This is a genomic window from Pseudidiomarina gelatinasegens (assembly GCF_004025325.1).
GTDB classification, from domain to species: Bacteria; Pseudomonadota; Gammaproteobacteria; order Enterobacterales; family Alteromonadaceae; genus Pseudidiomarina; species Pseudidiomarina gelatinasegens.
On record NZ_RSFE01000003.1, the window covers coordinates 23,673 to 37,662 of the forward strand.

General features: G+C 46.2%; 17 protein-coding genes. 9 read left to right on the plus strand and 8 right to left on the minus strand.

The genetic code is table 11. The features are described 5' to 3' along the window. Positions 1–78 precede the first annotated feature (78 nt). The 3 genes from EGC76_RS04370 to EGC76_RS04380 all read left to right on the plus strand — a co-directional run bounded on the left by EGC76_RS04370 (position 79) and on the right by EGC76_RS04380 (position 3,032). Positions 79–543 carry a hypothetical protein gene (locus tag EGC76_RS04370; protein WP_128351794.1) on the plus strand — a complete coding sequence of 155 codons (465 nt, stop codon included), beginning with the start codon at positions 79–81 and terminating at the stop codon, positions 541–543. Positions 544–1,035: 492 nt separating this feature from the next. Further along, on the plus strand, positions 1,036–1,659 hold the full coding sequence (locus EGC76_RS04375; protein WP_128351795.1) for a glyoxalase superfamily protein: 624 nt from the start codon (positions 1,036–1,038) through the stop codon (positions 1,657–1,659). A 731-nt stretch (positions 1,660–2,390) separates the two neighbouring features. Beyond that, positions 2,391–3,032, plus strand: a complete 642-nt coding sequence (locus EGC76_RS04380) for an outer membrane beta-barrel protein (protein WP_128351796.1) — start codon at positions 2,391–2,393, stop codon at positions 3,030–3,032. Positions 3,033–3,111: 79 nt separating this feature from the next. Here the strand turns inward: EGC76_RS04380 and EGC76_RS04385 are convergent, their stop codons facing one another. Beyond that, positions 3,112–3,528 carry a hypothetical protein gene (locus tag EGC76_RS04385; RefSeq protein WP_128351797.1) on the minus strand — a complete coding sequence of 139 codons (417 nt, stop codon included), beginning with the start codon at positions 3,526–3,528 and terminating at the stop codon, positions 3,112–3,114. 267 nt (positions 3,529–3,795) lie between these two features. Between EGC76_RS04385 and EGC76_RS04390 the strand changes: the two genes are divergently transcribed. Next, positions 3,796–4,497 carry a Crp/Fnr family transcriptional regulator gene (locus tag EGC76_RS04390; protein WP_181950949.1) on the plus strand — a complete coding sequence of 234 codons (702 nt, stop codon included), beginning with the start codon at positions 3,796–3,798 and terminating at the stop codon, positions 4,495–4,497. A 66-nt stretch (positions 4,498–4,563) separates the two neighbouring features. Here the strand turns inward: EGC76_RS04390 and EGC76_RS04395 are convergent, their stop codons facing one another. After that, positions 4,564–4,872, minus strand: coding sequence for a hypothetical protein (locus EGC76_RS04395; protein ID WP_128351798.1), 309 nt, complete (start codon positions 4,870–4,872; stop codon positions 4,564–4,566). Between the two features lie 312 nt (positions 4,873–5,184). Between EGC76_RS04395 and EGC76_RS04400 the strand changes: the two genes are divergently transcribed. Then, a complete protein-coding gene (locus EGC76_RS04400; protein WP_128351799.1) occupies positions 5,185–5,394 on the plus strand; it encodes a cold-shock protein in 210 nt (69 codons plus the stop codon). 62 nt (positions 5,395–5,456) lie between these two features. Here EGC76_RS04400 and EGC76_RS04405 read toward each other — a convergent pair whose 3' ends face one another. Next, on the minus strand, positions 5,457–5,849 hold the full coding sequence (locus EGC76_RS04405) for a thiol-disulfide oxidoreductase DCC family protein (RefSeq protein ID WP_281277719.1): 393 nt from the start codon (positions 5,847–5,849) through the stop codon (positions 5,457–5,459). A 152-nt stretch (positions 5,850–6,001) separates the two neighbouring features. Between EGC76_RS04405 and EGC76_RS04410 the strand changes: the two genes are divergently transcribed. Then, complete coding sequence (locus EGC76_RS04410) at positions 6,002–6,214, plus strand: DUF2798 domain-containing protein (protein ID WP_484297934.1); 213 nt, start codon at positions 6,002–6,004, stop codon at positions 6,212–6,214. A 56-nt stretch (positions 6,215–6,270) separates the two neighbouring features. Here EGC76_RS04410 and EGC76_RS04415 read toward each other — a convergent pair whose 3' ends face one another. Beyond that, positions 6,271–6,969: an OmpW/AlkL family protein gene (locus EGC76_RS04415; protein ID WP_128351801.1), complete on the minus strand. Its 699-nt coding sequence runs from the start codon at positions 6,967–6,969 to the stop codon at positions 6,271–6,273. Between the two features lie 162 nt (positions 6,970–7,131). Between EGC76_RS04415 and EGC76_RS04420 the strand changes: the two genes are divergently transcribed. The 3 genes from EGC76_RS04420 (at position 7,132) to EGC76_RS04430 (ending at position 9,642) form a co-directional block, all read left to right on the plus strand. After that, on the plus strand, positions 7,132–7,383 hold the full coding sequence (locus EGC76_RS04420) for a YkoF family thiamine/hydroxymethylpyrimidine-binding protein (RefSeq protein WP_128351802.1): 252 nt from the start codon (positions 7,132–7,134) through the stop codon (positions 7,381–7,383). Positions 7,384–7,477: 94 nt separating this feature from the next. Beyond that, positions 7,478–8,101: an outer membrane protein gene (locus tag EGC76_RS04425; RefSeq protein ID WP_128351803.1), complete on the plus strand. Its 624-nt coding sequence runs from the start codon at positions 7,478–7,480 to the stop codon at positions 8,099–8,101. Between the two features lie 95 nt (positions 8,102–8,196). Then, positions 8,197–9,642: a protein adenylyltransferase SelO gene (locus EGC76_RS04430; RefSeq protein ID WP_128351804.1), complete on the plus strand. Its 1,446-nt coding sequence runs from the start codon at positions 8,197–8,199 to the stop codon at positions 9,640–9,642. A 24-nt stretch (positions 9,643–9,666) separates the two neighbouring features. Here EGC76_RS04430 and EGC76_RS04435 read toward each other — a convergent pair whose 3' ends face one another. The 4 genes from EGC76_RS04435 to prpF form a co-directional block, all read right to left on the minus strand. Beyond that, complete coding sequence (locus tag EGC76_RS04435; RefSeq protein ID WP_128351805.1) at positions 9,667–11,493, minus strand: hypothetical protein; 1,827 nt, start codon at positions 11,491–11,493, stop codon at positions 9,667–9,669. Between the two features lie 72 nt (positions 11,494–11,565). Beyond that, positions 11,566–11,952 (minus strand): YchJ family protein, encoded by a 387-nt coding sequence (locus tag EGC76_RS04440; RefSeq protein ID WP_128351806.1) that lies wholly within the window; start codon positions 11,950–11,952, stop codon positions 11,566–11,568. After that, positions 11,945–12,793 (minus strand): 23S rRNA pseudouridine(2604) synthase RluF, encoded by an 849-nt coding sequence (gene rluF, locus EGC76_RS04445; RefSeq protein WP_246013899.1) that lies wholly within the window; start codon positions 12,791–12,793, stop codon positions 11,945–11,947. Before rluF ends, EGC76_RS04440 begins: the two co-directional genes overlap by 8 nt. A gap of 12 nt (positions 12,794–12,805) precedes the next feature. After that, positions 12,806–13,990: a 2-methylaconitate cis-trans isomerase PrpF gene (prpF, locus tag EGC76_RS04450; RefSeq protein WP_128351807.1), complete on the minus strand. Its 1,185-nt coding sequence runs from the start codon at positions 13,988–13,990 to the stop codon at positions 12,806–12,808.

Sequence of the window (13,990 nt, forward strand, 5' to 3'; positions counted from 1 at the left end):
ACCCTAGCCACTGCCGCCGAGAAAAAGGGTTATGGCTACCGGTTGTATCTAACTGCGCTTGCAGCTCTTGGCCCTGGCATGCAGCTTATTCCTCAAGCTTGCCAAGATAGTGATGTTTGTTTGGATATTTGGTACAAGTTTTACATGGAGCCCGATATCATCAAGACATCATTAAACGGCACCAAACATTATCGATTTGAATTTGATGCCACCTACTCTCACGAACTGGCCGGCCTTAACCCCGATATTATTTGTGAGCAATGGCGGGCTTGGGAAATCACCGATGATATTTACACCCATGTAAAATCTGGTGAATTGAATCCGCATCCATCGAATGTATCCTTTACGCTGCCAGTACAACGACGCGCACACATTGCTAAAACGGTAACGCCATACGTGTTTACTGCAGCACAGATCGACGCTTTGAATAATTGTTTAAGTTTGGATTATGAAAACCTTGGAGCGCCCGCCGCCGATATTCTGCGACAAGGCGTGTCGTTTCCAGCGCCCGGACAACTCGTAAGTTCGGCACAGGCGGCCTGAAGGGAGTGATTGATGACTAATCTTCAAGGTTTTTTTGTGTTGCTCGCACCGATTTTGGCGCTCTTTATCGGCTATTTGATCGCGTTTAAATGGCACCATCATAAGGATAAAGATAAGTCGGACGATTAAGTGCAAGTGCTACAGCTAACGGCACTAATTGTGAATCTAAATTGGCATGGCCGATACAAACCCCAAAGCCGCTCATTTTTAATGAGCGGCTTTCATTTTACTAATAAAGATTTGAACTTCTCAGAATAAGACCTAGAGGTTGAAGGCCGCTAAGGTAGTTCATGCTTAACCATACATAGGGATAACATGGTGGACATGGCCATAAAGATGCTCTAAATTATTACGAGTGGCGTTCGTCTGCGCCAGCAGCCTGCTTCGGCAAACCCCAAGGGAAGACGTATTCATTCAATCAAATATAAACTGATACTTCATTTAGCAAAAGTATTCGCAGGCAGTGCTTGAGCGCTATTTGAGGATATTAGTATGTACGAACGTAATCCCCCAATACACCAGCCAGTGCCTTACTTTTCTGAGCGCGATATTGAGCAGCTAAAACGAAAAGCCAAGGAGCTCAAGAAAGCCAAGCCACACCTTACACATACACAATCGTTAGATTTGATTGCAAAAAGCTATGGCTTTAGTCATTGGAAAGTATTACATAAACATACTGACGTTGATGTGGCTTTCAAGCAGCTATCTCAGCTCCCGGTTATCGCAATATTTGATATAAAAGACTATATGAGTTTTGCAGAATCGGCATTAGACTTGGATTGGTGGCAATCATCAGAATGGTTTGGGCAATACCTGTTGCCTAAGCTATATCGGCATTATTGCGAAAACCCGCCAACATACGATTTGGATGATGAAGGAAACCTTGATATCTCCTTTGAAGATTTCGCCGAAGCATCCTCCCCTGTTGCTGTTTTTCCATCAGTGACACCAGTAACTGATGAATCGGTAGAGCTGTTTATGAAGGAATTGAATAACGCCGCTTTCTTCGCGCCAATGTATATTATTAAACGTGGGGTAATATTCGATTTATTTTCTGAAGTACTTGACGAGGAAACAAAGCGACTCAGGACCATTTTTGGCTTTGCGGAGCGCTGATCAACATCACTTGTAAGTGGAGAGAGCTAGACCAAAAACGGAGGCAGTTGCCTCCGTTTTGTATTAAATTCATCAACGATGCTTTGACGTTGCATTTTGGCGTTCAATCACTTCGTTTTGCGCCTCAATTGCTTTATCAATTACCCGAGCATACACACGCTTCTTTTCGCGCGATTTTGCATTTCGCACGAATTCTGACAGGTTCGAATTATAAGTTGTTCTCGGTTTTAGCAACCGACTAAACATGACAAAATCCTCCTTCTCATCGTTTAGGCTTGCGCTAATTATAGCACTTCACAACGAACCAAACGCCCTCTAAAAACTCACTAAAATGCATATCTATGCACACACCAAAATCCCAAATAGCATGAAATCATGCTTTTTTGCCGCTCAAAATAGCATGATTTCATGCCAAGACCATGTGACCAAGTTGGCGGTGACCATGCTAATTTACCTTAATGGGTTTTAAGCGACGCTGAGATGACGGATAGCTGCAGCCCTTATGTACCAATGGTTGTAAAGCAATGTACATTAAGGTATAAAGATAAAAATCACCCCAGACTACCTTGACATGGTAGGGGTCGGTAGTTCGAGTCTACTCGGACGCACCACTTTTCTAGAATTCATATCCCGCAGTAGCAATCATTACCCTCAGTCGAATTTATGGTTGACTTAATAGAGCTAAGTTGTTCTTATTTAAAGCTTAATTGAAGTTTTAATAAGGACATTACATGTTATTCAATAAAAAAGTTGTTCAACTCGTAGCAATCTCATCACTCGTTATCTCTCCATTAGCCTTCGCCAACGAAGACACAACCCCTAGTTTCGACCATGTCGGCGCAAGTTATGTGAATTACGACATTGCTGACGCATCATTAAGTGGATTCGGAATTCACATTGAGAAATCGTTTAACGAGCACGTATTCTTCAGCGCAAAACACACTGATGTTTCAGAAGAGATCGCGTTAGTAACCAACCAAGGTACGGTTAACGCTGAAATATCAGCTTTGTTAACTCACGGTAATCTTGGTTATAAGTTTTTTAATAACGGTTCTACCGTCGTATACGGCAGTGTTGGTTATACACGTGGAAAGGTTTCGGGCGACGCCACCGATTCAACAGGTACTTTTCTTGGTGAAATGAGCGAGAGTGATTCTGGCGTGAACGCTCAGTTAGGCTTGCGCTCACGTTTTGCATCGAACGTTGAATTCGATATTGCTGTACGCCACATTGATATTGCCGACGAAACAGATCAAGAATTTAGTCTTCGCGGCCGATATTACGGACAACAAAACTTAAGCTTTTTCGCCGGCTATAGCCGTTTAGATAGCGACGCGAGTAGCTTTGACTTTGGTGTTAGTTATCATTTTTAAGTTTTAAAAGCTCCAGTGCCTTAAAGGCACTGGAGCTTTGCTGTAAAACCACGACGTGTTGGAATGATTGTATCCATTGTCACCCTTGTGACATTCCAACGAGTTCATGCATCACGCGTTCTATTTGCTCGCCGTTTACCAGGTGGTCTCCAAAAATTTCACACAAAGCTTGGTCAAGAGCCGCCTCCATGACCATTCCGTTTTGTATGTTCTGAAGCACTGTCAACGCGATTACCTGATACTCAGTTATACGATCATTCTCTTTGCAGCATGTTTCCATGGGGTCTGTCGCATAGAGCGCAGCATTGATGACATCAGCAGTCATACGCGTCAATTGGCGTGACGGACGCGGCCCTTTATAGCCGCGTCCATCGAGTGCGACGTGTAATGCATCAACTCGCCCTTGGCGATCGTCCATTGCACTTGAGCTAACGCAAGGTAGCGTGTGCAAGCGCATGAGCTGATGAATGATTTGGTAAACAGAGGTTGCTTTCATTAATGTTCTTTTTAATTATTTTTTAATATTTTTTAAACAACAATACTATACCTGACGCTAGCGACACTCTGTGTCGTATATTTTCAATTAGGGTGCGCTCTGTGTGTTATCGCACAGTGCGATGTGTTTAATGCGGGTAATCTCATCGATTCAGCCGTTACAATTGAGTACCTTAGGATTACAAGTCATGACCGCAGCTAAACTTCCCGACGGGTTACCTACATGCCAGCGACGATTATCACGCCCGTGAAAGATCCAACTACACTGATGGGCACTCACTTACCGAACCAAAACAAATTGTTGTACAGCCTATCCTTAGAAGTACAACAGCGTCTTTTCCCGCATTTGGAAGTTATTGAGATGCCGCTAGGTAAAGTGCTTCATGAGTCCGGTGAATTAATCCGCTACGTATACTTCCCTACCAGTTGCATTGTCTCTTTGGTACATGTTTTGAAAGACAGTGCTTCTACCGAGGTTTCGGTTGTTGGACATGATGGTTTAGTTGGGGTCTCATTATTTATGAGTGGCGGTACCACCACGCTCCGCGCCGTGGTACAGGGTTCTGGCTTTGCTTATCGTTTGGCAACGGAGCATATTGCGCAGGAATTTCATCGTCATGGTGAATTGATGCTCTTAGTATTGCGATATATTCAAACGCTGTTAACCCAAATGTCGCAAACTGCTGTATGCAATAGGCATCATAATATTGAGCAACAATTATGCCGCTGGCTGTTGCTGTCGTTAGACCTCGTCAAAGACAACCACCTAGCCATGACTCAAGCGCTAATCGCTAATACGTTGGGCGTACGTCGTCAAAGTGTCACGGAAGCTGCTAGGCGCCTTCATAAACACGGCGCTATTAATTATAATCGCGGCCATATATGGGTTACCAACCGCCGCAAATTGGAACAGCTTTGCTGCGAATGCTATACGGTCGCTAAAACAGAAATCGATCGTTTAATGAACTAATCCCCAAAAGCAATTAACGCGGCATAGTCACCAACTGCCCTTGGGGATTAATTTTAATACCAGGAATCAACACTTCGCTAAGCGATAAACTTTTTCAGATGAATTTTCATACGACTCAACATTTGAAGCATCGTAAAGATAACAACGACCGCTTTTATTGCGGAAGCTTACACCGTGTCTATCTTCGTGGATAACGTAAGACATCGCCTCTTCTTCGCTGCGCGAACCCGAACTACTGCATTGCACTGGGCCGCATGCAAACCAATAACCGGATGAGTTCTGCCAAGTAATAACAACACCGTTACCCGCTATCGCCGAACCTGAGAAAAACCCAACAACCAAAGCCAAAACTGCAAATCCATGTGAACATTTCATGTCAGTGCTCCTTCGCTCTTCCGCGAAAATTTTAGGAGCATTATGTTTAGTCCAACATTTTGAATTGTGCAATTTTTGTACAGTAATTTATCTATTAATATGTAACTCGCCCAAAATAAAGTTTGACTTAGCTGTGAATAGGCGTACAGTGGCCCTCGTTGGTTAAGAAACAGCAAGTTAAATCTCCTCTACGTCGCATTATTAGCAGTATATCTTCGTCCTGTAGTTTTAAGTTTCATTTTTTACCCCGCATGATCCCGTTCATGGCATTGGCTATGGCGGCTAATTAATTAAAATTTTCAGGATAATATTATGTCTAATACAGTAAATGGCGTTGTAAAGTGGTTTAACGAAGCGAAAGGTTTTGGTTTTATTGAGCAACAAGGTGGCGCAGACGTATTTGCTCACTTTAGCGCAATCGCCAGCACCGGTTTCAAAACCTTAGCCGAAGGCCAACGTGTATCGTTCTCGATCACTCAAGGTCCTAAAGGCCCACAAGCTGAGAACATCGTAGCGATTTAATCGCCGTTGTTAGTTTGATAAAAAGGAGCGTATTCGCTCCTTTTTTTGTGCCTGAAATTCACCTATTCGTCGAGTGAACACTGCATGCAGCGTTCTTTACCGGTAATAAGTTTCGAGATGCCGTTTCGGTTACGCGCGAAATACAAATAGCCTTTATCGGCAAACCATCGAATCAATGGCCAACGTAACATAGCTGTCATCCAACCTCGCCCTACGGCTGACCAAGCGGCATGGGTAACGTCTAACCCATAAATCATTTCGCCATTTGCTTTTTGGCCATGCAAAATACGATTCGCTTCAGCAATATCAACCTGCGGATAACGCTCGGCAAAGTCAGACGCCCAAATATTCTCAAAGCGCAGCTTTTTTTGCTTGTCCTTTGCTTTTAAATGACGCATTTCTTTCACGCAAAGCGGACAACCGCCATCGAAAAATAAAACCAGCTGTGTCGACACAAATGCTACCTCGAAGTGATTTAATGCTCGCTTTAGTATACGCCGTTATTGTTCGCGCCGATCACCGATTAACTTTTGACTTTAAGTAGGGTTATTCATAGAATCTGCGCCAGTGTATTTAAGGTATTACTAAATTACGGTAGCAAATGACTATGAAGAAGCTAATTTTCCCTGCATTAATGAGCTGTTACATGGCGCTTTTGATGACCTGTTTGATCACGTGGATAAACACGGGCTTTGACTCAGGTTTTTGGGGACGTTGGTTCACGGCATTTTACATTGCCTGGCCTATCGCCGGGCTGTTAGTTTTGCTTGATGGCCAGCGTATTCGTGCGTTAAGCGAACGACTCGCCCAGAAGCTTTAATAAAAAAGGGGTGCAGTCCTAGGACTGCACCCCTCCTCTTTTCGTACAATACATAGTTAGAAGGTATAGCGTAAGCCCAACATGGCCACGGTGGGATCAACTTCAACAGCCACCGATTCTATGGTCGTGCCATTCAGGCGCACGTCAGCGTCAGTATCGATATCCATCTTCGACACCATGAAATGAACACCCCATTTGTCAGTTAGCTTCCAGTTCACACCGGCTTGCAACGCATAACCAAAGCTATCTGATAAAGCTAAGTCAACATGATCACCAGCTGTTGCAACGCCTAAAGCGCCGAGCGTATCAACCAATTCATTCGATACGTTGTCTTCAAAAAACGTGGTGTAATTTAAGCCAAAGCCAACAAATGGCTTCACGTTATCTGAACCGATATCAAAGTGATATTGCGCTAATAACGTAGGTGGCAAGTGCTTGGTTTCGCCAATTTTCAATCCCGCTAAAGCACCTGTACCGTGAATTTCATGGCTAAATGGCGTTGCCGCAACCAACTCTAACGTCCAATTGTCGGTAACTTTGTAATCAAAAGTAAGGCCTAGTTGCGTGTTGTTATCTACGGTAACACCGGTGCTGCCATTTGCCAGGCCAGCAACAGTTTCAACCACAGGTAGATTAGAACTGCTATCGTTTGGCATGACACCAATGGCACCCACATTCACACTAAATGTGTCCGCGTATGCTGGTGCTGCGCCAATTGCCGCAAGTAAACTACAAACCAATAATGACTTTTTCATACAGCTCTCCTTAGTAATTTCCGCACATTTTATAGGGTCACTGGTTAAAAAAATTGATCCTGATCAACAAACTTAACCACAAGAAAATCATGGGTAATTTGAATAAAGGGAACTACCTACAAGGTGATATAATTAGCGAAAGTCTTCAGGAGGAATACGCAGATGAAATTAACCGTAGATATCAGCAAGTACCCGCTAACAGAAAATTACATTGAGCCCATTCGCGGCTTTATTGATGAACTGGCGACATTCGATAAGGTTCATATCATCACCAATACACTCAGCACGCAGCTGTTTGGTGATTACGATGATGTTATGGAAGCACTACAAGTTTGTATTAAATGGTCATTCAATAAATACGGTAAAGTCGTATTTGTTTGCAAGTTCCTTCACGGCGACTTGCGCCCTTCTTAACCCTTTTATTACAAATAGTTACAAATGGAACTGTTGTAGCGAATACGTGGGCGGCATAAACTGAGTGGGATGACTAAAACACAAGGAAAATCCCGTGAATATATGGACAAATTGCGCGCTAGCAATCGCTCTAGCTGCCACATCAAGCTCAGTTTTTGCACAAACAGAATCTTCGCCAAGCTTTGACTTTATCAGCGGCGGTTCTTTAAAAGCTGATTATGTGGATGAATCGCTTGACGGATTTACTGCTTCATTCAGCCAAACTTTCGCCGAGAGTTGGTTCTTGACCGCCGATTACACAAAAGTCTCCTCAGATTACAATTTTGTACAATCTACCGACGTTATTTATGTTGAAAAAAGCGATATTTCAAGAATATACGGAAACGTCGGTTACAAATTTTATAACGAAGGCAATACCACAGCTTATGTTTCAGGAGGGCTTGCTTGGATCGAAATCGTTGTAAGAAACACTTCGTTTCCTGATATTTCTGCAGATGACTCAGGCTGGAACTTAAAAGTTGGTGTGCGCCATCGTTTTGTCGATGCCTTTGAAGTGGATGCCAGTATTCGCCATTATGATATCGGCAATCTAGACAGTCAGGAAATTAGCCTGAGCGGACGTTACTTTGTCACATCGAATATCAGTGTTGGCCTTGGCTACAGCATTGTAAGCAGCGAAGAAGATCACAGCTTCATAACTGCCTCATATCATTGGTAACTCCATGTTAAAACGCAGGGTGCAGTCCAAGGACTGCACCCTCCTCTTACGCATGATAAACTAACGGCAAGTACGTAATCACCAAGGTTGTTGTTATGCCGTTTCGTCCAGAGCACAGTTACCAAGAAATCTCCGATCAGCTATTTGCACCTTGTGAGCCAACGCCAGTGCAAGCACCGCAATGGATAGCGTTTAATGAAGCCTTGGCAGCGGAACTCGAACTGCCAGATAATCTTTGGTTGTCCGAACACGGTTTGCAGATATTTTCTGGTAACCAAGTGCCCGACTGGGCAAAGCCGGCAGCGCTTGCCTATGCGGGCCATCAATTTGGAAATTTTGTTCCTCAACTAGGTGATGGGCGCGCGCTGCTATTGACTGAAGTGGTCGATAAACACCAACAACGCTTCGACATTCAGCTAAAAGGCTCCGGTCGCACGCCATTCTCACGCGGCGGTGATGGTCGCTCTCCAATTGGCCCTGTGCTACGCGAGTACATCGTCAGTGAAGCGATGCATGCGCTTGGTGTGCCAACCACACGCGCACTAGCTGCAGTAGCGACCGGTGAACTGGTACAGCGTGAACAAGCCGAACCAGGCGCCATTTTGACCCGTGTCGCTGCCAGTCATCTGCGTGTTGGTACTGCACAATACGTGTTGGCTTTAAAAGACTTTGAGTTGCTAAAAAAGTTTGCTGATTATGTGCTGCAACGCCATTACCCTGATGCGGTATCAGACGAGCAGCCCTATCTGGCACTGCTGCGTCAGGTCATGAACAACCAGGCGAAATTAATTGCGAAGTGGATGAGTATTGGCTTTATTCACGGCGTCATGAACACTGACAATATGACACTAAGCGGTGAAACCATTGATTACGGCCCCTGCGCATTTATGGAAGCTTATGACCCGGCCACCAAGTTCAGTTTCATCGACAAACGCGGGCGCTATGCCTACCAGAATCAACCCGCTATTGGGCTCTGGAATATTGCACGATTCGCTGAAACTTTGTTGCCGTTGTTAGCAGACGACCCGGATCAGGCTGTCGCTATCGGTACCGCAGAAATAGAAGGTTTTCAGGACATCTATGAGCAATACTACTGGCAAAATATGAGCGCTAAGATTGGGTTACCTGTTGAAACCGCACAACCGTTAGTTACCCGCTACTTAACGCTGTTGCAGCAACAACACATTGATTTCACCCTTGCGTTTCGTTATCTCGGTGATGCCAACCAGGAACGTTTACAGAAACTATTTAACAACAGCGCAGATTGGCAGGTATGGCATGCAGATTGGCTGACGGCGATTGGCGAGCGCGATATTACAGCGTTGAAAACCAAACTGAATACCGTCAATCCGGCGTACATTCCTCGCAATCACTTGGTGCAGCACGTTATTGATGCTGCAACCGAGCAGGGCTCATTAATCGAGTTTAACCGATTGAACAAAGCCCTCAGTAAGCCCTATTTAGAACGCAGCGAGTTTGCCGACCTAATGCAACCGGCTGCCAAAGAGCAAGCTGTAACGCAAACCTTTTGCGGCACCTAGCCGAGCGAGCAAACACACCACCAGCTAGAAGCCAACCTGTTGGCAATAGCTATTACTTTGCTGCACAACACCATCGCGATAACATTGCTCCAAGTTGTTCAGTGCTGGGTCATGGTATTTAATAAAGCCGTCGTTGAGCCCATTGCGCATCACCGACGAAATTTGGCGCTTACCGTTAAGCCAGATTTCTAATTTCTCACGTCCATCTGAACGATAGGTGGTTTTGATCACCCGCGTGGAACGAGAATTCGGTATCGCTAACAACTGCAGCTCATCTTGCACCCGCTGGCCACTGTTAAACTGCACCAAACTTGCGCCAACATCGGTGGCAGCCATGGAGCCTGACTTGGCTTGTTGCAGCCAAATACGTTTTAACTCACCGTGCAAACGCCCATCAATGAACTGCCCTTCAACACGACCATATATGTCAGATATTTGTTGGTAGGCGCCCGTACTGAACCGATGCGGATGCGTATAATGTGCCACGAATCGGCCCTGTATTGTTCCGTCCGTGCATTGCCCCTGGCTAACGATAATATCCGCGGCACCATCGTCGTAATCAAAATTGTGTTTTCGCTGTGCAGTACGTTGCGCGGCATGTTCATCAGCGGTCAATTGAAACAAAATGTAGCTCTTAGTATCGGCATCGAGTACACACTCTTGTTGACTGCCTGGGGTCAATTGCGCAGCAACATCCCCTGCAAGCATTGTGGTGAGCTTAGGCATATAAGAGGCCGCGTTGGCACTAGCCAAGGTTGCGTTTGAAGGTGGCTTCAGCCACGAATAAAAACCGACGGCTGGCACGTTCCATGTTCCGCCAGTGAAAGACTCAGCGGATGCTGATGAGGCCGCGGTTGTGTTAGCGTCAGGCGTTCTCGAAACAGGTGCTGTGGCAACTTCTCCGTGCGATTCTACCCGCGCATAGTCAGCTGGTGCTTCTACGCGCTTAAGTTGCACCAAACTTGGAGCTATTTGATGGCAATATGCAGTAACCGGCAGCTGCTTGCCCGCGCGGTAGCATGACGGGGAGTCTTTCAACACGGCACTGGCGAATTCCATCCAGCCATCAATTTGGCCATTCAAGGTATGATAACGCGTATTCGGTCGGCCATTCATCCAACTATTTATTAATGCACGGTTTTGCTCTAAATGCTGAGTTACTGTCACGGATCGTCCGTCGTCATTGCCAGCAACATTCACATGATCACCAACCGGCTTGCCATTGTCATAAACGCCAATATTAAAGTAACGTAGCTCACGCCATGACCCATTAAAGTTTGACCTATCAATGGTGATAACGCGGGCTTCACCGTGCAGCACACCGTCTTTGAAGTGGCCATCAATACGACCTGTTATTTGGGTTTCGCCAGAGAAAAACTCAGTGCGCGAATACGAATTATCCGTATACACCGCGCTAACTGGTCCATTTAACTTACCTTGCGCACAATCTCCGGAAAGCACAGTAATCGACTGACCGCGCTGCTCCGTTTGCACTAAATCCGCCGTACTCTGGCGCACACGAGCAATCGCTTCTGGTGTCATTTGATGCATAACAAAACTTGAAGTCACGTCGTCGAGTTGACAATTCAAGCCATCACTCGCCTGCATCAAGCCATCGATATTTTGCTGCGTAAGTTGTTCTAAATAGGTGAGGTAACTCTGACTTTTGGCGTTGGGGATTTGCCATTTCGGTCCAGTCGCACCCGGTTCGTTATGATGCTTGTCCATCATCTCATTCCATTGGTGCGCTCGGGCGCGGTCCATTGCGCGTTCGTGTTCTTCCATCCAACTGCTGCAACCCGTAAGCAAGGAAACTAGCACAGCAATAGATCCAATTTTTACGACTGTCATTGCGTTACCCCTTCAAAATTAAGTTGTTTTAACTTTAGTCGGGATTCCGCATTGATCAAAAATTAACTGACTTCATTCGACTGCTTCGCCGTCAAGGTAGTACCAGCGCCCATTCTCACGGACGAAATGCGACTGCTCTTCCATCACACCGATATCATCATCAATCTGAAAATAAGCTTTGAAATGCACATAGCCACGATTGCCATGGGTACCGGTCGCTAGAATCTGCAGCTGCAACCATGTTGGATTATCATCGGATAAGTTAAAATCACTCGGCAGACTGCTGGCATGCCACGTGTCACGCAGGTACTGTTCGCGGCCTCGGGCATAGGCGCTATAACGCGATCGCATAAGCTCTTCCGGGGTTCGAGCATGCTTCGTTCCAGCATGAAATGGCTCACAGCATTTCGCATATTTACCGCCACCACAGGGGCACTTTTTTGAAACTGGCTTAGTCATACGGCCAGCCTTTTTTAGCCTTCACCGGCGGACGACGCTTCGCACCTATTTTCGCTACACCAGGCTTAGCTGTTCCGGGCTTTGGCCGACGGCTGCGGTGCCCTTCTGGCGCTAAACCAGAGGAACCTTCAATAGACTTCATTAGCTGCGACAACTCTTGTTCAGTTAGATTTCGCCATTGCCCGACCTGCAAATTGCCAAGCCGTATGTTCATAATACGGGTGCGCTCAAGCTTGCGAACCTCATAATCAAAATATTCGCACATGCGTCGAATTTGGCGATTCATACCTTCAACTAAGGTTAACCGAAACACAAAGGTGGACAGTTGCTCCACTTTGCAGCGTTTGGTCCGCGTGCCCAAAATGGGCACGCCGCTCGCCATGCCTGAGATAAAGTCAGGCGTAATGGGCCGATGCACAGTAACCACATATTCTTTTTCATGCTGATTACCAGCACGAAGAATTTTATTCACCAAGTCGCCGTTGCTGGTAAGGAAAATCAACCCTTCGGAATCTTTATCCAACCGCCCAATTGGGAAAATACGCTCGCGGTGACGAACAAAGTTAGTAATGTTGTTACGCTCGGCTGAGTCGGTTGTGCACACCACCCCAACCGGTTTGTTCAGCGCAATGAAAACAAACTTTTCTTTGTTCTGCGCTTCAATTAAACGGCCATTCACCGTTACTTTATCGCCGGCGCCAACTTTATCGCCAACCACCGCGGTGCGCCCATTTAAGGTCACCACGCCTTGTTCAATAAAGCGGTCTGCTTCGCGCCGCGAGCAGATACCGCTTTCACTGATGAACTTATTTAACCGAACTGATTCACGTTCTTGCATCATGGTCCTAGACGTTTAGCTTTGTGGTACACGCACCCAGCCTTCCATGAGCACCCGCGCGCTGCGGCTCATAATGGCTTTCGTCACTGTCCATTCACCATTTAATTTTTTCGCTTCTGCGCCAACGCGTAACGTACCTGACGGGTGGCCAAACACAACAGCATTACGATCACCACCACCGGCAGCTAAATTCACCAAGGTTCCAGGAACCGCTGCTGCGGTTGCAATGGCCACGGCTGCTGTGCCCATCATTGCATGGTGTAACTTACCCATCGACATCGCACGTACCAACACGTCGATGTCTGATGCGTTAACGGGTTTGCCGCTTGAAGACACATAGTCAGCTGGCGGTGCAACAAAAGCAATTTTCGGCGTGTGTTGACGTGCGGCGGCTTCGTCGATGGCGTCGATTAAACCCATTTTAACGGCGCCATGTGCGCGCAATTTTTCAAACATCAACAGCGCATCCGCGTTCTCATTAATTGCGCCTTGCAGTTCGGTACCGGTATATCCAATGTCAGCTGCATTCACAAAAATAGTTGGGATACCTGCATCAATAAAGGTTGCCTGCAGCGTGCCTAAGCCTGGCACCTCAAACTCGTCAACCACATTGCCGGTTGGAAACATGGAGCCGCCCTGGCCGTCTTCATCCGACGCGGGGTCCATAAATTCAACTTGCACTTCTGCGGCGGGAAAGGTCACGCCGTCCAGTTCAAAATCACCTGTTTCTTGCACTTCACCGTTGGTAATGGGGACATGCGCAATAATGGTTTTTTGAATGTTCGCCTGCCAAATACGCACCACAGCAACACCATTTTCAGGAATACGTGCAGCGTCAACCAAACCGTTACTAATAGCGAACGAGCCTACCGCAGCAGTTAAATTGCCGCAGTTGCCGCTCCAATCAATAAACGGCTTATCAATGGATACCTGACCAAACAAATAGTCGACATCGTGGTCTGCACGTTCACTGCGCGACAAAATCACCGTTTTACTGGTACTTGATGTCGCCCCACCCATGCCGTCCGTGTGCTTGCCATACGGATCGGGACTACCAATAACGCGTAGCAATAATTTGTCACGCGCAGGGCCTGCGGTTTGAGCCGCTTGAGGCAGGTCATCTAATTTAAAGAAGACACCTTTTGAAGTGCCGCCACGCATATAGGTGGCGGCGATTTTCAATTGCGGAGGAAACGCCAT